Raw genomic sequence first — 24517 nt, forward strand, 5'->3', positions numbered from 1 at the left:
CGAACGTCCACCATCCCCCCCGAAATTGAGCGAGGAACCCGACATGCGTGTGGAACTCGACGAACCGAAATGCGTCGCCTCCGGACAGTGCGTGATGGTCGCCCCCGAGGTGTTCGACCAGCGTGAGGAGGACGGCATCGCCTTCCTCCTGGACGCCGAGCCGCCGGCGGAGGCCGCCGACGACGTCCACGAGGCCGTCGCGGTCTGCCCCGCCGCCGCGATCCGGGTGCTGAACCAGTGAGGCGCGTCGTGGTCGTCGGCGCCTCCGCCGCCGGGCTCGCGGCGGCCGAGACGCTCCGCCGGGAGGGCTACGACGGCGCCGTCACCCTCGTCGGCGACGAGGCGCAGGTCCCCTACGACCGGCCGCCGCTGTCGAAGCAGTTCCTGTCCGCGGAGTGGACGGCCGACCGGCTCCCGCTGCGGGCCCCCGCCGACCTGGCCGCCCTCGGTCTCGACCTGCGGCTCGGCGTCGCGGCCTCCGGACTGCGGACCGACGCGCGCACGGTCCGGCTGGCCGACGGCGAGGAACTCCCCTACGACGGGCTGATCATCGCGACCGGCGTCCGGGCGCGCCGGCTGCCGGGGGAGGGGGCGCATGTGCTGCGCACCCTCGACGACGCGCGGGCGTTGCGGGAGCGGCTGGTGCCGGGCCTGCGGCTGGTGATCGTCGGCGCCGGGTTCCTCGGCGCGGAGGCCGCCGCCGTCGCCTGGCGCCTCGGTGCCCGGGTCACCCTCCTCGAACCGGCGCCGGTGCCGCTCGCGCACGCCGTCGGCACCGAGGTCGGCGGGCTGCTCACCCGGGCCCACCTGGACCGGGGCGTGGACCTGCGCTGCGGTGTCCGCGTCGCGGAGGTGACCGAGGACGGCGTGCGGCTCGCCGACGGTGAGGTGATCGACGCCGACGAGGTGCTGGTCGCCGTCGGCTCGATCCCCAACACCGAGTGGCTGGAGGGCAGCGGGCTGGCCCTCGGTGACGGCGTGGTCTGCGACGAGTACTGCGGGGCCGCCGAGGGCGTGTACGCGGCCGGTGACGTGGCCCGCTGGTACAACCCGCTGTTCCGGACGGCGATGCGGATCGAGCACCGCACCAACGCCGCCGAACAGGGCATGGCCGCCGCCCGCAACCTGCTCAACCCGCAGGCCCGCAGGCCGTTCGCGCCGGTGCCGTACTTCTGGTCCGACCAGTACGACATGAAGATCCAGGCGTACGGCTATCTGCGCGGGCACGACGAAGTGGCCGTCGTGGACGGTGACTTGGCGCAACGGCGCTTCGTGGCCGCCTACCGCACCGGTGACCGGGTCTCCGGGGTGCTCGCGGCCGGTATGCCGCCCAAGGTGCTCCGGACCTGGCGGCAGGCCATCGCCACGGGCAGCTTCTGGGCCGACGCCCTGCCCAAGCAGCCCGCCCCGGCCGGAAGTTGACGGAGTGAGCCGATGGGGACCGGCCCCGTCGGCTCCGCCGTCGCATCCGCGTACCCGGCGGGCCGGGATCGAGGCGGGCCCGTCCCAGGATGTGCGCCTGCCGCAGTACTGTCGTTCCGCATGCGGCGTATTTTACTTGCGTTACGCAACAATATGGTAAAGTGGAACGCATGGCCACCCCATCGCTCCCCGAGATTCCCGCGCAGCCCTCCGCCGAGGTCGGCGAGATCGAACGCGCCCTCACCCGCATCACCTACCTGAGCACCCGTGCCCGCCAGCACGAACGACTGATGGCGCTGGCCGGGGTCCCCCTGGACCGGGCCGCCGTGGCCCTGCTGCGCCAGGTCGCCGACTCGGACCCGCTGCGCCCCGGGGAGCTGGCCAACCGGCTCGGGGTCGAGGCCTCGCACGTCACCCGCACCGTCCAGCAGCTCCAGAAGACCGGCTACGTCACCCGGGTACCCGACCCCGACGACCGCCGCGCCCAGCGCATCCAGCTCACCGACGCCGGACGGCAGGCCATCGACCGGGTCCGGGACGCCGGCGCCCGCGGCATGCAGCTGGCCCTGGCCGACTGGCGGCCCGAGGAGCTGCGTCAACTCGCCACCCTCTTCCACCGCATGGTCGACGACTTCCTCGCCGCCGGTATCGACGGGGAGGCGGCCGAGCCGGGCGTGCGCAGCGGAACCGGAAGCGCGTGACCCCGGCCTCTCACCCGCATTTACCCAGGGGTAACATCGCGCGACGGAACGTCAGAGGAGAAACCGTGTCACGGTCCGATCGCTCACCCCTGCTGCTCGCAGGCCTGCTGGCCACCGCAGGCGTCGCCCACTTCGTCCGCCCCGCGCTGTTCGACGCGATCGTCCCGCGCGCGCTGCCGGGCCGGGCCAGGACCTGGACGTACGCCAGCGGCGTCGCCGAACTCGCGCTCGCCGCCGGTGTCGCGGCGCCCCGCACCCGCAGGAAGGCGGCGCTGGCCACCGCCGCCTTCTTCGTCGGCGTCTTCCCCGCCAACGTCAAGATGGCCCTCGACCACCGCGACCGACCGGCGCCGCAGAAGACCGCCGCGTTCGCCCGGCTGCCGTTGCAACTGCCGCTCGTCCTGTGGGCCCGCAAGGTCGCCCGGAACGGAGAGACACCGTCATGACCGCATCCCTGGACGTCGGCGACACCGCCTGGGACTTCTCCCTGCCGGACGAGACCGGCACCCCGCGCAGCCTGACCGAACTGCTCGCCGACGGACCGGTCGTGCTGTTCTTCTACCCCGCCGCGCTCACCCCCGGCTGCACCTCGGAGGCCTGCCACTTCCGTGACCTGGCCGCCGAGTTCGCGGCCGTCGGCGCCCGCCCGGTCGGCGTCAGCGGCGACACCGTCGAACGGCAGCAGGAGTTCTCCGGCACCCACGCGCTCGGCATGCCGCTGCTCTCCGACGCCGACGGCGCGGTCCGCGCGCGGTTCGGCGTCAAACGCGGGTTCAGCCTGGCGCCCACCAAGCGGGTCACCTTCGTCATCGCCCAGGACCGCACCGTCCTGGAGATCGTGCGCAGCGAGTTGCGGATGAACGCGCACGCCGACCGTGCACTCGCCACCCTGCGCGCCCAGGTAATCTGACGATCACCTGGACGGAGACGGAAACCGGTGCTCCGTCCGGGTTGTAGCGGTGGGCCGGAGGAATCATGCTGAGGACCATGGAGCACGCGTCCGCTGCTGCGGCGGTTGTCGACACCCACGGCACGGTGACCGGGTGGAGCGAGGGCGCCCGGCGGCTGACCGGCCGCCCCGCCGCGGAAGCCGTCGGCAGACCGGCCCGCGACCTGCTCGCCGAACCGCTGCCGCCCGGCGCGCTGACCGCGCTCGCCGGCACCGTCGTCCTGCGCCACCGCGACGGCTCCCCGGTGGCGCTCCCGGTGCGGGCCTGCCCCCTCCTGGACGCGGCCGGCACGGTCACCGGGTACGCGGTCACCGCCGACGCCACCACCGGAGCCGAGCCGACCCTCGCCGGACAGGCCTTCCAGCAGGCCTCGATGTCGTTCTCCGTGTTCGACACCCGCCAGCGCTACCTGCGCCTCAACGACGTCGCCTGCCAGGTCATGGGCGTCCCCGAGGACACCCTGCGCGGCCGCCCCTTTCCCGAGACGGTCGAGGACGCCGAACACAGCCAGGGCTTCCTGGAGCACCTCCGTGAGGTCACCGAGACCGGCCGGCCCGTCCACTACGAGAGCTTCACCGGCGAACCCTCCGGCAACCGCGAACACGCCTGGAACATCGAGATGTGGCCGGTGCGCGACCCGGCCGGCGACCTGGTCGGCGTCGCCCTCGCCGCCTTCGACAGCAGCGAGCAGTACTGGGCCCGCGAACGCCTCGCCCTCCTCAACGAAGCCGCCGCCTCCATCGGCACCACCCTCGACGTGGTCCGCACCGCCGAGGAACTCATCGAGCTGCTGGTGCCCCGGTACGCCGACTTCGCCAGCGTCGACCTGTTCGAATGGGTCCTCGGCCCCGACGAACGGCCCCCGCTCACCGACGGAGAGATCGCCCTGCGCCGGGTCGCCCACGGCTCCGCCACCCCCGGCACCCCCGAGAAGGCCGTGCACCTCGGCGAGACCGACCTCTACCCTCAGTTCTCGCCGCCCGCGCAGGCCCTGCGGCGGGGCCGGGCGGTGGTCAGCCAGGCCGGCGAACCCGACTTCATGCGCTGGGTCGCCGAACGCAACGCCCGCGCCCCCGAAGGCGCCCCGCAGCGCAGGGGCGTCCACTCCCTGCTCGCCGTTCCGCTGCGGGCCCGCGGCACCACACTCGGCGTCGCCGTCCTCATCCGGATAGCGCACCCGGACGACTACGCGGCCGACGACGCCGTCCTCGCCGAGGAACTCGCCAGCCGCGCCGCCGTCTGCATCGACAACGCCCGCCGCTTCGCCCGCGAACGCTCCACCGCGCTGGCCCTCCAGAACAGCCTGCTGCCCCGGGGCCTGACCGGACAGGCCGCCGTCGAGGTCGCCCACCGCTACCTCCCCTCCGGTTCCCTGGCCGGCATCGGCGGCGACTGGTTCGACGTGATCCCGCTCTCCGGCAGCCGGGTCGCCCTGGTCGTCGGCGACGTCGTCGGCCACGGCATCGCCTCCTCGGCGACCATGGGCCGCCTCTGCACCGCCGTGCGCACCCTCGCCGACGTCGACCTGCCGCCGGACGAACTCCTCACCCACCTCGACGACCTGGTCGCCCACCTGGCCTCCGGGGAGGAGGCCGTCGCCGAGGTCGCCGAACTCGGCGCCACCTGCCTCTACGCCGTCTACGACCCGGTCACCCGCCGCCTCGCCCTGGCCTCCGCCGGCCACCCGGCGCCCGTCGTGGTGCGGCCCGACGGCACCTCCGAGGTGGTCGAGATGACGGCGGGCCCACCGCTCGGCGTCGGCGGGCTGCCCTTCGAGGCGACCGAGGTGGAGCTGCCCGAGGGCTCCGTCGTCGCCCTCTACACGGACGGCCTGACCGAGAGCCGGGAACGGGACGTCGACGACGCCACCGACGAACTCCGCCGCGCCCTCACCGCGCCCGCCGACAGCCTGGAAACCCTCTGCGACACCGTGCTGAAGGCCGTCCTGCCGGAGGAGCCCGGCGACGACGTCGCCCTGCTGGTGGCCCGCACCCGGGCGCTCGGCGCCGACCGGATCGCCACCTGGGACATCGAGGCCGACCCCGCCCACGTGGCCGCCGCCCGGCAGGCCGCGACCGAGCAACTCACCGCCTGGGGCCTGGAGGAGGCCGCCTTCGTCACCGAACTCGTCGTCAGCGAACTGGTCACCAACGCCATCCGCTACGGCGCCTCACCGGTCCAACTCCGGCTGATCCGCGACCGCACGCTCATCTGCGAGGTCTCCGACGGGAGTTCGACCTCACCGCACCTGCGGCGCGCGCACGCCTTCGACGAGGGCGGGCGCGGACTGCTGCTGGTCGCCCAGCTCACCGAACGCTGGGGGAGCAGGCAGACCGGCAGCGGCAAGACCATCTGGTGCGAACAGCCACTGCCCCCCGACTGCCGGATGTCGTAGGCCCGTTCGGAACTCCTCGTGCGTCTCGGGCGGTGCGGACGGCGCGTCCCGCCTCCGTGTCGTCCAGCGGCCAGGTGCCCGCACCCACGGCCTCGACTGCGCGCCGGGAATGCTGACACGATCTCCCCGCAGCCGGGAAGCCGGACACCCGGCGACCCCAGGACGACCGACGGAGCGGGTATGACGACCAAACGGCAGACGGCGGAGACCGGCATCGAGGTACGGCCGGTCGCCGGGCACATCGGGGCCGAGATCACGGGCGTCGATCTCGCCGGGGACCTCGATGGCGCGACGGTCGCCGCGATCCGGGCGGCGGTGCTGCGCTGGAAGGTGGTGTTCTTCCGCGGCCAACGGCTCGACCACGCCGGACATGTCGCGTTCGCCCGCAGGTTCGGTGAGCCGGTGGTGCTCGGCCGGCGGGGGAGCGCCTCGCCCGCGGAGTTCCCCGAGGTGGAGACCACCGCCGACCGCCTGGAGCTGGGCGGCCGGTTCGGCATGGAGCACGACGAATGGCTCGCCCGCCGCCGCCACACCCTGCGGCGCGGCTGGCACTGCGACCACGGCGCCCGCGTCGACCCGCCCGCCGCGACGATCCTGCGCGCCGAGACCGTACCCGCCTACGGCGGCGACACCACCTGGTCCAACCTGGCCGCCGCGTACGCCGGACTCTCCGCGCCGGTACGGGAGTTCGCCGACGGACTGCGGGCCGAGCACCGGCTCGGCGTCGGCTACCAGCCCCGGCCGGGCGACGACGCCTATCTGCGGCATCTCCTCGACCACCAGGTCGCCTCCGTGCACCCACTGGTGCGGGTGCACCCCGAGACCGGTGAGCGGATTCTCAGCGTCAACGGCTATTACCTGGAGCAGATCCGCGGCCTCTCCCGCCCGGAGAGCGCCGCGATCCTCGACCTGCTCCTCGACGAGGCGACCCGCCCCGAGTACACCGTCCGCTTCCGCTGGGAGCCCGGCAGCGTCGCCTTCTGGGACAACCGGGCCACCATCCACCTCGCCCCGAGCGACAACGCCCACCTCGGCTTCCCCCGCACCATGCACCGGGTGATGCTCACCGGCGACATCCCCGTCGGCGTCGACGGCACCCCCTCCGAGCCGGTCACCGGGACCGCACCCGGACGCTGGTGAGCGGAGTCAGGGCCGTCGGCCCAGCGCGGGGCCGAGACGCTCGGCCATGTCGGTGAGGATCTGGACGTAGTCGTCGTGCTCGAAGGTGAACGGCAGCGCGAACGCCACCTCGTCCACCTCACGGAACCCGGCGTGCGCGGACAGCCGTTCGGCGATCTCCTGCGACGTGCCGACCAGGTCCGGCGCGAACAGCAGCCCCGCCGGACCCTGCGGGGAGGTCGTGCGGGGCAGCCGCGCGGCGGCGTACGCCTCGTACCGCGCGCGCTGCCCGGGCGAGGCGGAGTCGGTCGGGATGACCACCAGGCCCTGGGAGACGCGGGCGGCCTCGCCGTCCGGGTGCCGTTCCCTGAAGGCGCGGATGTGGGACAGCTGGATCTCCGCGAAGTCGGGCCTCTCGGCGCCCTCGGCCTTGACGACGCTGCTGGTCAGGAAGTTCATGCCGTGCTCCCCGGCCCAGCGGGCCGAACTGAGGCTGGCGCCGCCGTACCACATGCGTCGGCCCAGTCCCGGGGAGTGCGGCTGGACCCGGTCGGAGAACACCTCGAACCCCTTGACGCCGCTGACGTCGGTGGCCCGCTCGCCCCGCACCAGGTCGAGCAGGCGCCGCACCCGCTCGTACCCGAAGTCCTCGACGTCCCCGGTGTCCGGGTACAGCGCCTCCTTGACCTGCGGATAGTTCATCGGCGGGCCCACGCTGACGCCCGGGTTGATCCGCCCGCCGGACAGCACGTCGACCGTGGCCAGATCCTCCGCAAGGCGCAGCGGGTTCTCCCAGCCGAGCGGGATGACCGCGGTGCCCAGCTCGATCCGCCGGGTGCGCTGGGAGGCCGCCGCCATCACGGCGACCGGCGAGGAGATGCCGTACTGGAGATGCCGGTGCCGCAGCCACGCGCTGTCGAAGCCGAGCCGCTCGCCCAACTCGATGATCTCCAGGGTGGATTCATGGCCCTGCCCCGGGTCGTCCTCGTCGAACAGCCCCATGGTGAGGAATCCCAGCTTGCGCAACGGTCGTGAGGTGAGCGGCACGGCTTCTCCATCGTCCTCGGCCCGCCGGGGCCGTACGCCAGTTCCGGTGTGATTGTCGCAGCAGGGCGGTGGCCTGGCAGGTCAGATCAGGGGAATGGTGATCTCGTCCTCGATGGGCGGATCGATCTCCTGGGCGCGGTTGCCGGTGGCCGCGTGGCAGCGCAGCCGGATCGCCTCCGGGGTGACGTCCACGCGCAGGAAGCACTTGAAGAACGGCGGGCTGTACGTCACCGAACTCGGCGAGAACAGCTGTGTGTAGATCTTCCGCACCGGGAGCCGGAACCGGGAGGTCCGCTCCGGTCGGCCACCGGCGCCGAGCAGGCTCGCCACCAGCCGCATCCGCCGGGTCACCCGTACCGGGCCGCCCGGGGACCGCACCGGCGTGATGCCGAGCCGCTCGGCGACGACGGCCAGACCCTCCTCCTCGGTCAGCGTGAAGAAACGGCGCATCCGCAGCCGGCGCCCGTACAGCCGCCCGTAGAACGCGAGGGAGTCGCCGCGCAGCGGATAGCAGCGGAAGTCCCGCTCGGTGACGCCGCCGATGTCGACACGCGGGATGGTGTGGGTGGCGTGCATGAACGCGCCGCCGCCCCCGGAGACGATGTACTGCACGGTGCGCCCGTCCACGTCGACCGGATAGCGCTGGTAGTTGTGGATGTCGCCGCCGATCGCCGCGACATAGCGGTGCGCCGGGTCGCGGACGACGTCGTCGACGCTGCCGCCGCCGTCGATCGGGCAGGGGTGGTGCTCGCCGTCGACGTAGAGCGGGGAGCCGGTGATCAGGATCTTCGGGCGGGGGTCCTTGGACACCTCCCGCAGCCAGGCGCCCTGTTCGGCGTCGAGGGTGCCGAGGAGACCGGTGTCGATGCCGACGATCCGGATCGGTCCTGCGTCGATCGCCCAGTAGGGGCCCGGCTGCACGCTGCGCTGCGCCGCGTCGGACCGCAACTCCCGTGCCTGGTCGAGGCGTTGGCCGTCGCCGGGGCGGGGCCTGTGCCACAGCAGGGAGCGCAGCCAGGCACGGGTCAGCGGGCGCGGGGCGGGCTCGGGGGCGAGCGGCGGGGCGTCGTCGCAGAAGACCCGCATGAACGCGCCGAGATCCTCGTACCAGTCGTGGTTGCCCGGTATCGCGTACAGCGGCGCCCGGTAGTCCTGGTAGGGGCGGAAGAACTTGCTGTCGTAGTCGTCGGCGCCGCCCACCGGGTAGATGACATCGCTGGCGACGACGGCGAAGTCCGTTTCCTGACTGACCTTCAGAAAGCCCGGCACGACGGCGTACTGGGGTTCGTCGCCCTCGCCGGTGTCGCCGATCACCATGAACGAGAAGCGGTCCGTCTCCTCGCGCCGGATCACCTTGTCGGCGGGCGCCCCGGCGGCCTCCCGCTGCGCCACCCAGCGGCTCCGGGTGCGCCCGGTGGGGTCACCGAACCAGGAGGCGAGGACGCCGTTGCGGGCGGCCCACAGGGTGCGCGGGTCCAGCCACGAGATCTTCTGGACCCGGGGCGGCAACAGCCTTTTGTACTCGCCCGGTTCGGCGGCGCCCCAGCCGGCGCCGGCGGCGGAATTGCGTGAGGAATCAGACACCGGAGCACCGTAACAACGCCCAACTGGCCACCGGACAGCGGGCGTCCGCGCGACGGCCGCACCCCGCGTCGCGCGGGACGCGGCCGTGGCGGGTCAGTTGAACGGGTCGAGGGTGAGGAACGCCTGCTGCGGATTGCCGTCGTTGACCAGCGACTCGTGGTTGCCGACGTCGTCGAAGGCGAACGCGTACGCCTTGCCGTCCGCCATCCGGTCGTGGATCGCGCGGGCGTACTGGTTGGTCACCGCGTCCTGGTAGAAGCCGGACGCCGAGGTGTCCGGCTGGTTGGGGTTGGTGAGCAGCGTCGTGCGGTTGAACCCGGCGCACAGGGTGCGCGAAATCGGGCCGCGCACCTGGTCGTTGGGCGCGTCGAGCAGCTTGTGGCAGCCGAACACGCTGTCCGCGTCCGGCTTCTGGAAGCTGGTGACGACAGCGCCCGAGCCGTTGGTGAAGTTCATGACGTTGCCCGAGACCCGGCCGACATACGTGGTGTTGGGCTGATCGGCGAACGGCGTCACGGTCAGGTTCGTCGACGTGTACTTCTGCCAGACGCGGTTGATGTAGTCGTCCATCACGGACCCGGGCAGCGCCCCGTTCTCCAGCCCGTGCCCCGGCGCCAGCGCCCGCAGCACCGTGCCGTCGGAGCGGGTCTGCACCAGCCCGGCCCAGCCGCCCGCCCGGCCGCGCAGGTCGTCGAGGACGCCGTTGTAGCCGCCCGCCTTGAGGTGCCCGGTGGTGAGCGTGGAGCCGTCGGCCCGCCGCACGCCCACCGCGTACGGCGCCGAGAACATGTCGACCTGCGTGCTGTTGAGCCACAGACCGGCGTCGTTGAGGGTGTACTCGGACCAGTTGAAGAGGATGTCGTGGTTCGGGTCGGTCGGGTTCTGCACGGCCGGCTGCACCAGTCCGCCGGTCGTCAGTTTGAACACCAGCTTCTGCCCGTAGGAGAAGTACACCCGCCCCGAGAACTTGGGGAGTTGGATCGTCTTCGACTGCCCGCTTGCGGGCCCGGCGATCGACGCGTCCGGCGCGTGGGTGGGCGGGTTGCCGCCGGCCGGCCACGCGTGGAAGGTGCCGTTCGCGTCCGCCCAGCCCTGCTGTCCCGTCGAGAGCAGGGTGCCGATGGTGTAGACGTACACCGGCTCACCGCGGCCGGAGTTGTTGGTCACCTGGAACGGGATCGTCGTCGGCACCGCCGCCTGCGCGGGCGTGGGTGCCTGGACGACGGCGGCCGCGCCGAGCAGGGCGGCTGTCGCCGCCGGGGCCAGCAGCCGGTGCGTGAGTGTGCGTCGCACGCTCCACCTCCGTGTGTGGGGGGATCACCCGAGGGGATGGGCCCGGGAGTTGGTCCGGACCTGCTCTGAGAGCGCTCTCAACGTCGCATCGGGGCGCGAGCATGTCAACAAGCGGAACGTGCACGAACGGAAAAGGCGCCCACCGGGATCGAACCCGGGGGCGCCCTCGCCGGTCCGCCGCAGCAGCCGTTCGCCTCCGGGGAGGGCGAGGTGCGGACGGTGCGGTTCAGAAGGTGCGGTCCAGGAGGTCGAGCAGCGCCGCCCAGTGCCGTTCCGTGCCCGCCTCGTCGTAGGCGGCCGTGTCGGCCTGCGTGTAACCGTGCCGGGCGCCCGGGTAGACCTCGCACCGGTGCCGGACACCGGCCGCGGTGAGGGTCTCCTCCAGGAGCCGCTGCTGCTCCGGCGGCATCGACGCGTCCTCGTCGGCGTGGCCGAAGTACAGCTCCGCGGTGACGTTCCCGGCGACCAGGTGGGGGCTGTCCGGCGCGTCCGTCGCCAGCCGCCCGCCGTGGAAACCGGCCGCCGCCGCGATCCGCTCCGGGAAGCCGCCCGCCGTCAGCAGCGCGAGGCGGGCGCCCAGGCAGTAGCCGGTGAGCGCGACCGGGCCCTCCTGGACCAGCGGCGAGTCGTCCAGCCACTGGAGGTAGAAGCCCGCGTCGCGCAGGAACAGTTCGGTGGTGAGCGCCCGCATCACCGGGAAGATCTCCTCGAAGATCTCCGGGCGGGCCTCCGGGTCGATGAACTCCGGCAGACCGAAGAGCGGGGCGCGGCCGTACCGGTAGAAGACGTTCGGCACCAGGACCGTGTAACCGGCGGCGGCGAGCCGGTCGGCCATCGACTTCAGATGCGGGCGCAGACCGAACGCGTCCTGGTAGAGCACGACCCCGGGGTGCGGGAGCCCGTCGTCGGGGTGGGCCAGATACGCGTCGGCGACGCCGTCCGCGGTGGTGATGTCAACGGCTGTTCCCTGTACGGAGGTCATGAAGGGGCGTGCCTCTCAGCGCGGTCGACGGCGAGCGAGTCGCCGGCCCGGGGGTGCCGGACCGCCGTCATCGTTGCACGGGCCATCCATCGCGCCGGGGGCACCCCCGGGACCGCCCCCGCGGGATCACTCGAACCGGGTCGCGTCCCCCGCCCCGTACCGCACGATCTCCACGTCGCCGCCCGAGAAGTCGATCACCGTGGTCGGCTCGGTGCCGCACTCCCCGGAGTCGACGACCGCGTCCAGCACGTGATCGAGCTGGTCCTTGATCTCCCAGCCCTGCGTCATCGGCTCCTCCTCGTCCGGCAGCAGCAGCGTGCTGGACAGCAGCGGCTCACCCAGCTCGGTGAGCAGGGCGTGGGTGACGACATGGTCCGGGATGCGCACGCCGACCGTCTTCTTCTTCGGGTGCTGGAGCATCCGCGGCACCTCACGGGTCGCGGGCAGGATGAACGTGTAGCTGCCCGGCGTGGACGCCTTGATCGCCCGGAACACGTCGTTGTCGATCTGCACGAACTGGCCCAGCTGGGCGAATTCCTGGCACACCAGCGTGAAGTGGTGCCGGTCGTCGAGGCGCCGGATCGACCGAATCCGGTTGATGCCCTCACGGCTGCCCAGCCGGCAGCCCAGCGCGTAACAGGAGTCGGTCGGGTACGCGATCAGCGCGTCCGCGCGGATCAGGTCCGCGACCTGGCTGATGGTGCGCGGCTGGGGGTTGTCGGGGTGGACGTCGAAGTACTTGGCCATCCACCGAGCCTATTGCGTCGCACGGACCGCCGCCGCGCGGGCCGACCCGCGCGGCGGCGCGTGACCCCCTGGCCCGGCCGACGCCCCGGCCCCGAGAGGGGCTGGGTGGGGTAACGTCCCCGACCGGACGCCGACGGCGGGGGACGGAGAGACGAGAGGTGGGGGCCGACATGGCCGGCCGACAGGACGGCAGCCGGGGTACGGCGGGGGCCGGCGGCGAGGTCTGGGAACGCGAACTGCTCGACCTGCTGCGGCCGGGCGACCCCGACCTGGGGAAGGTCACGGCCTGGCTCGCCCGCACCGTGGACGGCACGGCGGGTCTCCTCGACGACACCGGCGCCCTCCTCGCGGGAGCGCCCGCCCCGTGGGACGAACGGCTGGCCGGGGACATCGTCACCGGCCGGATCGCCGCCGCGTCCCGGGACGAACCGGGACATCACCAACGGCTCGTGCGGGTCGGACACCCACGGCCCGGCGCGTCCGGAGTCCTCACCGTCACCCGCGAGGACCCCTTCGACCGGCGCACCGCCGACATCGTCACGCACACCGTGCGGGTGCTGGAACTCCTGCTGACCGCCCGCGAGCGGGCCAGCGCCGACCTGCGGCTCGCCCGCGCCAGCGCCGACCTGCGGCTCGCGATCCTGCAACTCCTGATGGTCGAGGACACGGTCTCCGCGCGCCGGGTCGCCGCCGGACTGTGGCCAGGCCTGCTCGACACCGACACCGCCCGCGTCTACGTCCTGGAGACCTGCCCCGGGGAGCGGGACCGGATCGCCGAGGAGTGCCTCGACGCCACCCGGGGCCGGGCCCTGGTGGTGCGCTGCCCGGCCGTCGACCAGCACGTCATCGTCGTCGCCCCGCGCGACGCGGCGGGCGATGACCTGCGGTCGGTGACCGTGCGGCGGCCCGGCACCTTCCTCGGCGGCAGCACCCCGCAGGCCCTCGCGCACACCGCCACCGCCTACGGGCAGGCCGTCAGCGCCCTCGCGGTCGCCCGGTTCCGCCCGGACCAGCACGCCGTCTACGCCGAACGCACCCACCCCGAGCGCCTGTTGGACCCGGCCGCCCTGCACCGCTGGTCCGTCCGGCTGCTGCGCCCCCTCGACGCGCTGGCCCACCACACCCGCGCCGAGCTGCTCGCGACGACCCGGCTGGGCCTGGAGTTCCCGGCCGTGAGCGCCGCCAAGATCATGGGCGTCAGCCGCAACACCGTCCGGGCCCGCAGGGAACGCCTGGAGAGCCTGCTGGGCGCCGACCTGTCCGACCTCACCGACCGAGCCGTCCTCCACCTCGCCCTCAACGCGCAGGCAGCACACGGCGGTTCGGGCGCGGCCGACCCCGCACCGGTCCCGTTCGACGAGCTGCTGACCGGGCTCGCCCTGCGGGCCTGGGCGCACGGTCTGCTCGCCCGGCTCGACACGGACGCCCGCGACCTGCGCCGCACCCTGCGCGTCTGGATCGCGGAGGGCGGCAACGCCGAACGGGCCGCGCACGCCCTCGGCATGCACCCGCAGACCGTCCGCGACCACGTCCGCAGCGCCGAACCCGTCCTGGAACGCCAGCTCCTCGCCGCCGGCGGCGACCTGTACGAGGTCGTCCTCGCCCTGCTCGCCGTCGGTGACCTCCGGCCGCCCGCGCTCGGCCGGACAAACCCGGACCGGCCGGACGCACCTGTGCACGGGTGAGCCCTCGGGGCCCGACAGCGGGCACCGGCGCGATACCCGGCGACCGGGCGGCCCCCGTAGGTTCGAGGCACCGCGGGGGCACGACCGATACGGGGGTACGGTCGGTCCCCCGCGGCCCTCAGCCGAGCCGTACCGGGATCTCCTGCCAGCCCGACGCGATGAACGACGGGACCTGACGCAACTCCTCGACACCGACGGCGAGTCGCAGGTCGGGGAAGCGGTCGAAGAGGGCCGGGAGCGCGGTCAGCGCCTCCATCCGGGCCAGCGGCGCGCCGATGCACCGGTGCACCCCGATCCCGAACGACAGATGGTCCTCCGCCCCGCGCGCCGCGTCGAAGACGTCCGCGTCCGGACCGTAGCGCGCCGGGTCGACGCCCGCCGCCGCGTACGTCGTGATGATGGCGTCGCCCGCCGGTATCGTCACCCCGCCGACCTCGATGTCGCGCACCGCGAACCGCAGCGGCAGCGAGGCGATCGACGGGTGCACCCGCAGTGTCTCGTCGACGACCGCGTCCCAACCGACCTTGCCCGCCCGCACCTTGGCCAGCTGGTCGGGGTCGGCGAGCAGCGCGGTGGCCGCGTTGCCGATCAGGTTCACGGTCGTCTCGAACCCGGCGCCGACCATCAGCAGCAGCGTGTAGAGCAGCTCCTCGTCGCTGAGCCGGTCGCCGTCCTCGTCCCGGACCCGGATCAGCTCGGTGGTCAGATCGTCCCCGGGGTGCTCGGTGCGGTACGCGATCAGCGCCCCCAGGACCGACCCGATCCGCCGCTGCACGGCCGCCGCCCGCTCGGGGCTCGGGTCGGAGGTGTCCATGATGTCGGCGATCAGCCCACCGGTGTCCTCGGTCAACTCCTCGGGTACACCGAACAGTTCGCAGATCATCCGCATCGGCAGCGGATGCGCGAACCGCGCGCGCAGGTCGGTCACCGAGCCGTCCGCACCGGCCGCCGCCATCCCGTCGAGCAGCTCGGCGGTGAGGGCCTCGACCCGGGGACGCATGCCCTCGGTGCGCCGGTGGGTGAAGCTCGGCGCGACCAGCCTGCGCAGCCGGGTGTGGTCGTGACCGTACGTGGAGAGCATGTTGACCACGCCGACCCAGCCGAGTATCCAGCCCCAGGACGGATGGGCGTCCAGCTCCGGCCAGAGCCGCCAGTGCAGGCGCGGGTCCTTGCTGACCCGCGGATCGAGGATCAGCTCCTTGAGGGTGTCGTACCCGGTGGGCGCCCAGGCGGGGATGGCGCCCGGCAGTTCGACGGGCACGATCGGGCCCAGGGCGCGTAACCGGGCGCTCTCGGCGGCGATGTCGGCGCCGAACGGGTCGAGGGCGATGCGGTCGGTGACGGTCACGAGAGGCCTCCGGGCCGGTCGGGGGAGCGGGGCGTGAAACGGACGGGCAGCGCGGTGAGCGAACGGTGGAACGGGCCGGGCCGCCACGCCAGACGCTCACGGGGCAGGACGGGGCTCAGGTCGGGCAGCCACTGGGTGAGCCGTTCGATCGCCTCGGTCGCGATGAGCAGCGTGTGCTGCTTGACCGGACAGGCGTGCGGCCCCGCCGACCAGGACAGATGCGAGGCGTCCTTGGGATGCCGGCCGCCGGTGACGTCCCGCTCGGCGAAGTGCCCCAGCGCCCCGTAGGAGATCACCACCGGGACGGCCGCCCTGATCCACGCCCCGTGGAAGGTCACCGGGCGCCGCGCGTAGTGGATGCCGTAGTTCGCGAGCGGCGTCTCGTGGTGCAGCACCTCGACGACGGCGTCCATCACCGGCCGGGCGCCGTCGGTGAGCGTCGAGTAGTACAGCGGGTTGCCGAGGATGCGGGACAGCGCGTTGGACACCAGGTTGGCGGTGGGTTCGTGGCCCGCGCCGAGGGTGAGGAACACCTGCCAGGTGACCTCCTCGGGGGTCAGCGCGGCCGGGTGGTCGAGCAGGCGGCTCGGCAGGTCCTCGCCGCGCCGCTCGCTCTTGGCCGCGATCAGCTCCAGCACATATCCGCCGAACTCCGCCTCGCCCTCGGCCGCTTGGGGCCCGCCCTCCATCATCTTGCCGAGGGCCGCGTCCAGTCGGCCGCTCTGGCTGTCCGGGAGCCCGAAGAGGCTGTTGAAGACCAGCGCCATCAGCGGCCGGGCGAAGTCGGTCACGAGGTCGGCCTCGCCGCCCGGCCCGATCCGGCTCACCAGCACATGCACCGCCCGGTGCACCCGGGCCCGCAGGTCGTGCGGTTCGATCAGGTCGAAGGTGTCGATCAGCGCGGTGCGGTAGCGCAGATGGTCGGCGCCGTCCGAGAACAGCGAGTTGGGCCGCCAGCGCATCATCCCGAGCACCGGCGAGTCGTCGGCGACCGTCGACTCCCACGGCCGCGGATCGTGCGAGAACGACTCCTCGTCACCGAGCAGATCGAGCGCGGCCCGCCGGTCGGTGACGACGTACGCGGGCACACCCGGCGCCAACTCGGCCCAGCCGACCGGACCTTGGGCCCGCAGCGCCTCGTAGTGGCCGTACGGGTCGCGTGCGAAACCGTCCTCCCAGAGCCGGACGGGCGCCGAACGGGAGAAGTCCTGCCGGGCGGGGGGATAGCTGGTCACCGGTGCTCCGAGGGGTGGCTGTCGATGAGGCGCCGCACCAGGGCGAGCAGCGCGTCGAGGGAGGAGTTCGCGTCCCGCGCGTCACACACGACCATCGGCGTCACCGGCTCCAGGTCGAGGGCGGCCCGCAGTTGCTCGGGCGTGTGATCCCGGGGCGCGTCCGGGAAGGCGTTGACCGCGACCGCGTACGGCAGCCCCGTCTCCTCCACCAGCCCGAGCACGTCGAAGGAGGCGTCGATGCGGCGGCTGTCGACCAGCACGAGCGCGCCCAGCGCCCCGTACGCGATGTCGTCCCACAGCTGCCGGAACCGGGCCTGCCCCGGGGTGCCGAACAGGTACAGCACGATCCCGCCGGGCAGGCTGATCCGGCCGAAGTCGATGGCCACGGTGGTGGTGGTCTTCTCCCGCACCCCGGCCAGGTCGTCGGTGGCCGCGGAGGCCTCGGTGAGCTGTTCCTCGGTGTGCAGCGGCCGGATCTCGGACACCGAGTCGATCAGCGTCGTCTTGCCCACCCCGAACGGCCCCGCGACCAGGATCTTCACCAACTCCCGTGCGGTGTCGGGCAGGTGGACGTCGCTAGCGCTTGAGGGAGCGGAGGCCATCGGCGACTCTCTTCAGGAGGTCGGGGTCGAACCGTTCGGCGGGCGGCACCGGCGGGCGGGCCAGCAGCAGGTCGCGGTCGAGGAGGGCGGCGGCGAGCACCCGCAGCGCCGACACCGGCAACCGCAGCAGCGCCGCCGCCTCCACCACCGTCAGCGAGCCGCCGTCCAGGACGTCGAGGAGGGCGAGTTGGGCGGCGGGCAGTCCGGGCGGGGGGTCGGCGCCGGTGGCGGTGAGGACCGACAGGCGGTCCAGGCGGGTGCGGCCGGTCCCGGCGACGCCGCCGGTCGACAGATACGCGGGGACCAGGGGACGGCCGCCACGGCGGCCGGTCATGCCGGTGCGCCGCCGTCGGTGGTCCGGGGCGCCGCGCTCATCGCCTTCTCGCCCAGCCGCGCCACCTGCGAGTGCACCCGGTGCGCCAGCAGGTCGAGCCGGACCTCGCCGGTGCCGTAGGCGGCGACACAGGTGCCGTGGTCCGTCGGCACGATGAGGACATAGCCGTGGTCCGACTCGATCACCACCTGCCGGATCTCGGCGTCCTCCCGGTCGGCGAACGCCGCCGCCGCCGTCCTGGCCGCGCCCTGCACGGTGCTGGTGATCGCGGCCACCCGCTCGGCCGTGGGCCGCGCCAGGGCGTCCGTGTACCCGGTGATCAGGCCGTCCCGGGTGAGCAGGACGGCCGCCACCACGTGCGGCACCTGGAGTATCGGATCGAGCACCCATGCCGTGTCGCCCGTCTCGCGGCTGGTCATCGAGCCGCTCCCCCCTCGAAGTCGCTTGGTCTGTCGGGTCGTTCGGAGTTCTGGTCGGCGGCCTCGTCGCGGGCCGCCGCGGTCCCTGACTGCAACGCGCCGAGCGCGAGCGCGGACTCCTCCGGCCGCCGCACCGCCCGCCGCGTCTCCTGGTCCCCCTCGACGGTGACCCGGGAACGCCGCCGCCGCTGCGGCAACGCACCCGCCGGACGCGGCCGTTCGGCCTCCACCGGGCCAACGGCCGTGACGGCGGCGGCAGTCGGGTCCGGGCCGGCGTCGAGGGCGGGCGTCGGGGCCGGCGCGGGCGCGGCCGGTTCCTTGGGCGGGGTGCGGCGGGTGGTGCGCGCGGCGCTGGCGGCGGGCGGCCGTTCGGCGGGGTCGATCGCGCTGAGGAGATGGCTGTCGACGCGCAGCACCGCGCGGACCCCGCCGTACGGGGACGGCGAGGACACGTCCACGGTGAGGTCGAACTGCCGGGTCAGCTGCCCGATCGCGGCCAGCCCCATCCGGGGCGGATCGCCCAGCTCGGTCAGCAGGATCGGCTCACCGCCCGCCACCAGCCGCTGTGCGCGGGCCCGTTCCTCCCGCGTCATGCCGAGTCCCGCGTCGTCCACGGTGACGCACACCCCGTGGTGCACATGCTCCAGGTCGACCACGACGTCGGTGTCCGGCGCGGAGTGGCGCAGCGCGTTGTCCAGCAGCTCGGCGACGATGATGGCGACCGGCTCGACGGCGTGCGACACCAGGCCGGTGCCGGGCTCCAGATGGTTGTTGACCCGCACCCGGTCGTACCCGGCGAGCCGCGCCTGACCGCCGGTCACCGCGTCCACCAGGTGCGACTCCTCGCGGGCCAGACCGACCCAGGCCCCGCACACCACGGCGGCGACCTGCGCGCGCCGCAGCGACTGCTCGTTCTCGTGGTCGAGGCGGAACAGGGTCTGCGCCAACTCGGGGTCGTCGTAGTCCTGTTGGAGACGGCGCAGGGCGTCCTGGAGCCGGTACAGGGCGGCCTGGATCTCCCTGGTGGCGCCGCGCATCCCGGCCTGCGCCGCCGCGTCGACGCGGGTGCGCTGGGCGACCAGCTCGGCGCGCAGCCCCTGGAGCACGTCCTCCAGGGCGAGGCCGAGCGGGGACGCGCCGATCTGCGGCTGGGTGGGGCCGGGGACGACGACATGCGGGTGCGTCAACTGCCGTGCGGCGGCCGGGACCCGCTCGGCCGCGAGGTGCTCGACCTCGGCCGTGAACCCCTCCAGGGCGCCGTTCAGCCGGTCCCGCAGGGCGGCCGACTCCGCGCGCTGGCGGGCCAGTTGACGCCGGGAGCGGATCAGGCCGCCGCCCAGGGCGAACGCGGACAGCGTGCCCACGGCGAGACCGCCGGCGGCCAACTCCGGTAGTTCGATCATCGAATCGGTTCCAAGAGGGGTCGCGGGCAGGGGAGAGCGGGGCGGGGGAGCAGCCGGGGACGGTCGCGTCCCCCAGGCGCCACTCGCAGCACAGTACACACCGTCATCGATCGATCTCGCACGGTCGGGAAAGTCTTCGCGCCGAATGTTGCCGCTGGCTGATCGGTTCTTCCTCGACTATCCGAAATGCCGCATAGATGGCCCGAGTTGAGGTCGCTCCGTGCGACGCGCCGGACGACCGGAGGGGCGGCGCGGCCAGGGCGAGGACAGGGGTGCCGTGACCGATGGTGATCCGGACACGGCCCCCGCACCCCCCCCGTACTTGAGGGGTGGTCCGGATGGTCGTGGTGTGCCGCACGGGGAAAGACTTCAAGCACCGCACGCTCTGGAGAGGAGCAGCCGTGCCCCGCTATGACGCAGGACGCCTGGCCGATCTCGCTTCCCGCATCAAGAAGGACGACCCCCGCTTCGCCCGCGCCCTCGCCTCCGGACGCCCCGCCCGGCCCCGGGAGTACCGCAGGTCCGGTGCCTGGTCGGTGCTGGCCGTCAGCACCGTCGTCCTGCTGGCCGGGGTCGTGGTCGAACACGGGCTGCTCATCGCGGCCGCCCTGGTCTTCATGGGCGTGGCCGCCCAGTTGCTCGACCCGACCAGGTCCCGTGGGGGGCGCTGAGGGACGGCACGCGACGGTCGGCCGTCTTGACCGGTCCCGTAGGCTGGTCGCCCCGCTCGACCGTCTCTTGAGGCGGCGTCACGGGGTGCGGGGCCAGGACAAGGAGGACCGGCCGGCATGATCGAGTGGAGCACTCTGCGCATGGCGGCGAGACCCGTGCCCCAGCCGCTCGCCGCACCGCTGATCTGGATCGGCGCGTGCGCCGGTGCCGCGATCCTGGTCGCGGTCCTCAACTCCCTTGCCGGGCCCGGCCGTCCGGCGCTCGTCCTGCTGGCCCTCTCCGGGTTCGCGATCGTCCTGGGCCTGTGCGCGAGCTTCGCCGCCGCGCCCGGAACGGCGGTGCTGTGCTGGCTGGTCCTCAACGCCTTCGGCATACCGCCCGCGGGCACCCTCACCTGGGTGACCCAGCGCGACGCCCGCTGGCTGGCCTGTCTCCTCGGCGCCACGCTGGTCGGCACGTTGGTGGCCCGCGTGGTCAACGCCCGCGCCGCGTACCGGCATCTCACCCCGACCCTCTTCCCCGAGCCGCCCGAGCCGGACCTCCCGCCGCCCGGCCCGCTGACCCCACGCCCCGGCGGCTGAGCGCGCCCCTGCGGCCCCGCGCCTACCAGCGCCCCGTCTCACCGACCAGCACCCGCACGTCCCACGGACCGAGGTCGAGCACCGAGCCCCGGGGGAGCGGGGTGTCGTCGAGCACGTCCGAAAGATCCGCCGGGGTCGGCACAGCGGCCGGTGTCCAGCTCCAGTTGTGAACGACGTGGACGCGCCGCCCGTCCGCAGCCGTACCGGTCGTCACCGTCACCGACTCCGGGAGCGCGCCCCAGCCGTGCACGGGGGCCGGAACCAGCCACTCGGTGAGCGCCCGCGCGAGGTCGCGCCCCGGGACCGTGCCGACGTGCGTGACCCTGCCCGCGCCGTGGCGTCGCGTGGTGATCGCGGGCCAGCGGCCGAAGTGCGGGTGGTCGTAGGTGACCAGCGGCTCGGCGTCGGTCACCGTCAGCCCGTCCGCCCAGTGCGTCGCCATCGCCCCCTCGGGGAGGGCCAGTCGGCCGCCCGGCACGGCACGCACGGGCACCGGCCGGGTGAGGTTGCTGAACTCGTCGTACCAGACGCCCGCCGCCTCGGTGAGCCGCCCGGGAGCGCGCTCGGCCCGGGCGCGGGCCTCCTCGTCGGCGTACCCGGTGCGGGGGCCGAGGACCAGATGGCCGCCGGCCTCGGCGTACGCGGCGAACCAGTCGAGGGTGGAGTCGGCGGCCAGGTACAGCGCCGGGACGACCAGCACCGGATGCCGGTGCGCGGCCTCCCGGGGGGTCACGCCCTCCCGTTCGCCGCGCGGGTCGTGCAACTGCCGTGCGTGCACGAGCCGTACTTGCCGTCCGGCGTCGAACGCGCCCCGGTGGAACGGGTCGAGGATGCGGTGGTAGGCGGTCGGGTCGGGTGCGCCGTCCGGGCGGGAAAGCGGCGGGTACGTCTGCATCAGCCACTTGCTCGGCGTCGAGTACACCAGCGTCACATCGGCATCCGGCTCCACTCCGGCCACCAGCGGCCCGGCCTTTTCGAACTCGCCTCCCAGCCGGGCGAGTTCGGCGTAGACGCGGCCGGGCTTCCCGGTGTGCGGCAGGACCCCGCCCCAGTAGGTCTCGGCGCCGAAGCGCAGGGTGTGCCAGTGCCAGTACTCCACCATCCGGGCCCCGCGTGACACCAGCGCCCACGCGGCCTGCCGCCACTGGCCGTCATAGGCGGGCCGGTTGTCCCACGGGGTGCCGATCGCACCGGCGTTGGTCTCCGTGACCAGGAACGGTTCCTGCCGCGAGGAGAACATCCAGTCGGCGGTCTGGAACAGCGTCCAGGTGCCGGTGGACTGCCAGCCCTGCTCCTGGTCCTCCGGCGCCGGGTCGGGCAGCAGCAGCGCGTCCTGCATCCCGTAGTACGGGTTCCCGGCCGTGACATCGAGCCGGTCGGTCAGCTCGTCGTCCTCGACCGCCGCACGGGAGTAGGAGATGCACGTGGTGACGAACTGCCCCGGCGCCGTGTACTCGCGGACGAGGTCGGCCTGCCAGCCGATGAACTCCGTCACCTGCCGGGCCTGGAACGCCCGCCACGCCACGTCGTACTGCGGCTGCGCGTTGCCGTCCGGCGTCCACAGGTCGGCCCACGTCGACAGCCGGTGCGACCAATAGACCAGCCCCCATTCCTCGTTGAGGGTCTCGACATCGCCGTACCGGTCCCGCAGGTCGTCCACGAACCGCTGGAACACGCCCTGGTTGTGCAGGAGTTCGAGGCCGGGTTCGTTGTCGACCTGGAAGCCGATGACCGCCGGATGGTCCGCGTACCGGGCGACGATCCGGCGGATCACCCGCTCGGCGTGGAAGCGGAACGCCGGGTGCGTGAAGTCGACCTCCTGCCGGGCGCCCCAGCCGATCCGCTCACCGGTGTGCCGCTCGCCGGTGATCTCCGGGTACTGCCGGGCCAGCCACGGCGGAACGGCGTACGTCGGTGTCCCGAGGATCACCGAGATGCCCCGCTCGTGGGCGCCGTCCAGGACCGGCTGGAGCCAGTCGAGGTCGAACCGTCCGTTGTCCGGCTCCCAGGTCGACCAGACGGACTCGCCGACCCGGATGACGGAGAACCGGGCCTTCGCCATCAGATCGAGGTCGGCCTTGAGCCGCTCCTCGGACCGGTCACCGAGCTGGTACTCGTGGTAGTACGCGGCACCGAACAGGACACGGGCAGGCAGAACCGCCATGAGAGACAACCTCCGTCAGGCACAAGGGACTTGGTGAGTGGCGTTCAGGTGCGGGGCGGCGGCCCGGTCGAGGCACGGACGACCAGATCGACGGGCGGGACCTGCGCGGGCAACGGCGGCTCGTCCGGCCGTTCGATGACATGGACGAGCCGCTCGACGCCACCCCGGGCCACCGCGTCGAACGGCTGGCGCACCGTGGTCAGCGGGGGAGTGACGTAGGCGGCGACCGGGACATCGTCGAAGCCGACGACGCTGACGTCCTCGGGGACCCGCCGCCCCGCCTCGGCCAGCGCGCGGATCAGGCCGATCGCCATGTCGTCGTTGGCGGCGAACACGGCGCTCACCGCGCGGTCCGCCGCGAGTGCGCGCCCGGCGGCGTGTCCGGACGCGGCCGACCAGTCGCCGTGCACGACGGGCGGCACCTCCCGGCCGCTGTCGAGGAGCGCCGCCCGCCAGCCCCGCAACCGGTCCCTGGCGCCGTACCAGCGCTGCGGCCCGGCCAGGTGATGGACCGTCATATGCCCCAGTTCCAGGAGGTGTTGGGTCGCCGCCCGGGCCATCAGAGCCGCTCCGTCCCCGGCTGTCAGCACGAGCGGCGCGGTGAGCGGGGAGGGTGTGCCGAGGACCAGGACGGGCACGTCCACGGCGAGGCCGCCGACGCCTGCCTCCTCGGCGATCGGCTCACAGACGACGATGCCGTCCACGCCCTGGTCGAGGAGGGTGCCGACGGCGCCGGCGACACCGTTGGGATCGCCCTCCACGGTGTTGACGACCCGCAGGGCGTACCCGGTGTCCCGGACGGCGCGTTCGAGGCCCATCAGCAGCGAGGTCGGCCCGTACAGCGCCGAGCCCAGGGTCACCACGCCGAGGGACCGGGTCCGGCCCGAGGCCAGCGCGCGGGCCGCGCCGTTGCGCCGGTACCCGAGCCGCCCGGCGGCGTCCAGGACGCGTCGGCGCACGTCGTCGGAGACGTACGGTTCGTCGTTGAAGACCCGGGACACGGTCTTCTGCGACACCCCGGCCAGCCGGGCCACGTCCACACTGCGCGGCCCGGTGGAACCCCCGGCCCGCCCGGCACCTCGCGTCATGCCGCCCTCCCCTCTGACTGCGCAGTCATGTCTACGCAGTCACCACGGCGGCGTCAAGATGCCAGGACGCGTGAGCGGGGCGGGGGCGGCCGGGGTCAGCTGCCGCCCCGGGTGCCGCCCGGCGGTGTCTCCTCCAGCGTGGCCAGGTGGGTGGTGACGTCGTCGGCCAACTTGCCGAGCAGGCGGCCCAGTTCACTCCGGTCATGCTCGGACCAGTCGCTGACGGCGTCCGTGAACCAGCCGATCAGGGTCGCCGCGTACCGGTTCGCCGCCGCCGCGCCCTCGTCGGTGGCCTCGATGAGGCTGGCGCGGCGGTCGTGCGGATCAGCGACCCGCCGGATCAGGTCGCGCCGTTCCAGCGCCTGCACCTGGCGGGTGATGTGCGGGCCGACCACCTGCATCCGCTCGGCGATCTCACCGATCCGCAGCGCCCGGTCCGCCGTGTGCAGCGTCATCAGCACACCCAGCGCGGGCCGGTCGACGGCCAGCCCCGCCGCCTCGGCCGCCCGCTCGGGGAGCCGCCCCCGGGTGACGGCGTTGCTCAGGTGCAGCAGGCGCGGCAGGACCGCCAGGGCGACCGGTCCGGACGCCGGGTCGCTCGCGTCGGGGTCCGGTGTCGCCGGTGCGGGGGAATTCATCGCGCCTCCCACTTGCATACCTAACTTAGGTATCTATATCGTCGAGGGTGTGGTCGTGCCACCGGGCGCGGCACGTCTCCCATAAAGATACCTAACTCAGGTACGCAC

At 73.4% G+C, this 24517-nt stretch carries 24 protein-coding genes; 10 read left to right on the forward strand and 14 right to left on the reverse strand.

Going from position 1 to position 24517, the window contains the following annotated elements; translation table 11 throughout:
- Positions 1–43: 43 nt before the first annotated feature.
- The 7 genes from ACIQOU_RS12270 to ACIQOU_RS12300 all read left to right on the forward strand — a co-directional run bounded on the left by ACIQOU_RS12270 (position 44) and on the right by ACIQOU_RS12300 (position 6608).
- Positions 44–241: a ferredoxin gene (locus ACIQOU_RS12270; protein ID WP_401536346.1), complete on the forward strand. Its 198-nt coding sequence runs from the start codon at positions 44–46 to the stop codon at positions 239–241.
- Positions 238–1422, forward strand: coding sequence for an NAD(P)/FAD-dependent oxidoreductase (locus tag ACIQOU_RS12275; RefSeq protein ID WP_401536347.1), 1185 nt, complete (start codon positions 238–240; stop codon positions 1420–1422). The genes ACIQOU_RS12270 and ACIQOU_RS12275 overlap by 4 nt, the downstream gene beginning before the upstream one ends.
- Positions 1423–1592: 170 nt before the next feature.
- Positions 1593–2123 carry a MarR family winged helix-turn-helix transcriptional regulator gene (locus ACIQOU_RS12280; protein ID WP_401536349.1) on the forward strand — a complete coding sequence of 177 codons (531 nt, stop codon included), beginning with the start codon at positions 1593–1595 and terminating at the stop codon, positions 2121–2123.
- Between the two features lie 65 nt (positions 2124–2188).
- A complete protein-coding gene (locus ACIQOU_RS12285) occupies positions 2189–2569 on the forward strand; it encodes a hypothetical protein (RefSeq protein ID WP_401536350.1) in 381 nt (126 codons plus the stop codon).
- Positions 2566–3033, forward strand: coding sequence for a peroxiredoxin (locus ACIQOU_RS12290; protein ID WP_401536351.1), 468 nt, complete (start codon positions 2566–2568; stop codon positions 3031–3033). Before ACIQOU_RS12285 ends, ACIQOU_RS12290 begins: the two co-directional genes overlap by 4 nt.
- A 77-nt stretch (positions 3034–3110) precedes the next feature.
- Positions 3111–5468, forward strand: a complete 2358-nt coding sequence (locus tag ACIQOU_RS12295) for a SpoIIE family protein phosphatase (RefSeq protein WP_401536730.1) — start codon at positions 3111–3113, stop codon at positions 5466–5468.
- Between the two features lie 180 nt (positions 5469–5648).
- Positions 5649–6608, forward strand: a complete 960-nt coding sequence (locus tag ACIQOU_RS12300) for a TauD/TfdA dioxygenase family protein (protein ID WP_401536353.1) — start codon at positions 5649–5651, stop codon at positions 6606–6608.
- A 6-nt stretch (positions 6609–6614) separates the two neighbouring features.
- Here ACIQOU_RS12300 and ACIQOU_RS12305 read toward each other — a convergent pair whose 3' ends face one another.
- From ACIQOU_RS12305 to ACIQOU_RS12325, 5 genes are all read right to left on the reverse strand, one after another.
- Positions 6615–7634: an LLM class flavin-dependent oxidoreductase gene (locus tag ACIQOU_RS12305; RefSeq protein ID WP_401536354.1), complete on the reverse strand. Its 1020-nt coding sequence runs from the start codon at positions 7632–7634 to the stop codon at positions 6615–6617.
- Between the two features lie 81 nt (positions 7635–7715).
- Complete coding sequence (locus tag ACIQOU_RS12310; protein WP_401536356.1) at positions 7716–9218, reverse strand: metallophosphoesterase family protein; 1503 nt, start codon at positions 9216–9218, stop codon at positions 7716–7718.
- A gap of 93 nt (positions 9219–9311) precedes the next feature.
- Entirely contained in the window at positions 9312–10511 is a 1200-nt protein-coding gene (locus tag ACIQOU_RS12315; RefSeq protein ID WP_401536358.1) for a glycoside hydrolase family 64 protein, read from the reverse strand.
- A gap of 226 nt (positions 10512–10737) precedes the next feature.
- A complete protein-coding gene (locus ACIQOU_RS12320; protein WP_401536360.1) occupies positions 10738–11493 on the reverse strand; it encodes a dienelactone hydrolase family protein in 756 nt (251 codons plus the stop codon).
- 126 nt (positions 11494–11619) lie between these two features.
- Positions 11620–12240, reverse strand: a complete 621-nt coding sequence (locus ACIQOU_RS12325; protein WP_401536362.1) for an L-threonylcarbamoyladenylate synthase — start codon at positions 12238–12240, stop codon at positions 11620–11622.
- A gap of 170 nt (positions 12241–12410) precedes the next feature.
- Here ACIQOU_RS12325 and ACIQOU_RS12330 point away from each other — a divergent pair, with 170 nt between their 5' ends.
- The gene (locus ACIQOU_RS12330; RefSeq protein WP_401536363.1) at positions 12411–13925 is read left to right on the forward strand and encodes a helix-turn-helix domain-containing protein; all 1515 of its coding nucleotides are present in this window, start codon (positions 12411–12413) and stop codon (positions 13923–13925) included.
- Positions 13926–14043: 118 nt separating this feature from the next.
- Here ACIQOU_RS12330 and ACIQOU_RS12335 read toward each other — a convergent pair whose 3' ends face one another.
- From ACIQOU_RS12335 to ACIQOU_RS12360, 6 genes are read right to left on the reverse strand one after another with little or no spacing between them, the layout of a single operon-like run.
- Positions 14044–15273: a cytochrome P450 gene (locus ACIQOU_RS12335; protein WP_401536365.1), complete on the reverse strand. Its 1230-nt coding sequence runs from the start codon at positions 15271–15273 to the stop codon at positions 14044–14046.
- Positions 15270–16508 (reverse strand): cytochrome P450, encoded by a 1239-nt coding sequence (locus ACIQOU_RS12340; protein WP_401536366.1) that lies wholly within the window; start codon positions 16506–16508, stop codon positions 15270–15272. Before ACIQOU_RS12340 ends, ACIQOU_RS12335 begins: the two co-directional genes overlap by 4 nt.
- Positions 16505–17110 carry a GTP-binding protein gene (locus ACIQOU_RS12345; protein ID WP_401536367.1) on the reverse strand — a complete coding sequence of 202 codons (606 nt, stop codon included), beginning with the start codon at positions 17108–17110 and terminating at the stop codon, positions 16505–16507. The genes ACIQOU_RS12340 and ACIQOU_RS12345 overlap by 4 nt, the downstream gene beginning before the upstream one ends.
- Entirely contained in the window at positions 17085–17444 is a 360-nt protein-coding gene (locus tag ACIQOU_RS12350; protein ID WP_401536368.1) for a DUF742 domain-containing protein, read from the reverse strand. The genes ACIQOU_RS12345 and ACIQOU_RS12350 overlap by 26 nt, the downstream gene beginning before the upstream one ends.
- Positions 17441–17863 (reverse strand): roadblock/LC7 domain-containing protein, encoded by a 423-nt coding sequence (locus ACIQOU_RS12355; protein WP_401536369.1) that lies wholly within the window; start codon positions 17861–17863, stop codon positions 17441–17443. The genes ACIQOU_RS12350 and ACIQOU_RS12355 overlap by 4 nt, the downstream gene beginning before the upstream one ends.
- The gene (locus ACIQOU_RS12360; RefSeq protein ID WP_401536370.1) at positions 17860–19266 is read right to left on the reverse strand and encodes an ATP-binding protein; all 1407 of its coding nucleotides are present in this window, start codon (positions 19264–19266) and stop codon (positions 17860–17862) included. The genes ACIQOU_RS12355 and ACIQOU_RS12360 overlap by 4 nt, the downstream gene beginning before the upstream one ends.
- 401 nt (positions 19267–19667) lie before the next feature.
- Here ACIQOU_RS12360 and ACIQOU_RS12365 point away from each other — a divergent pair, with 401 nt between their 5' ends.
- Together ACIQOU_RS12365 and ACIQOU_RS12370 are read left to right on the forward strand one after the other, a co-directional pair.
- The gene (locus ACIQOU_RS12365; protein ID WP_401536371.1) at positions 19668–19937 is read left to right on the forward strand and encodes a DUF3040 domain-containing protein; all 270 of its coding nucleotides are present in this window, start codon (positions 19668–19670) and stop codon (positions 19935–19937) included.
- A gap of 117 nt (positions 19938–20054) precedes the next feature.
- On the forward strand, positions 20055–20519 hold the full coding sequence (locus tag ACIQOU_RS12370; RefSeq protein ID WP_401536372.1) for a hypothetical protein: 465 nt from the start codon (positions 20055–20057) through the stop codon (positions 20517–20519).
- A gap of 22 nt (positions 20520–20541) precedes the next feature.
- Here ACIQOU_RS12370 and ACIQOU_RS12375 read toward each other — a convergent pair whose 3' ends face one another.
- From ACIQOU_RS12375 to ACIQOU_RS12385, 3 genes are all read right to left on the reverse strand, one after another.
- The gene (locus ACIQOU_RS12375; protein WP_401536373.1) at positions 20542–22683 is read right to left on the reverse strand and encodes a beta-galactosidase; all 2142 of its coding nucleotides are present in this window, start codon (positions 22681–22683) and stop codon (positions 20542–20544) included.
- Positions 22684–22727: 44 nt separating this feature from the next.
- Positions 22728–23771 (reverse strand): LacI family DNA-binding transcriptional regulator, encoded by a 1044-nt coding sequence (locus ACIQOU_RS12380; RefSeq protein ID WP_401536374.1) that lies wholly within the window; start codon positions 23769–23771, stop codon positions 22728–22730.
- Between the two features lie 95 nt (positions 23772–23866).
- Positions 23867–24409, reverse strand: coding sequence for a MarR family winged helix-turn-helix transcriptional regulator (locus tag ACIQOU_RS12385; RefSeq protein ID WP_401536376.1), 543 nt, complete (start codon positions 24407–24409; stop codon positions 23867–23869).
- Positions 24410–24517 lie beyond the last annotated feature (108 nt).

This window comes from Streptomyces sp. NPDC091279, assembly GCF_044757465.1.
GTDB lineage: Bacteria > Actinomycetota > Actinomycetes > Streptomycetales > Streptomycetaceae > Streptomyces.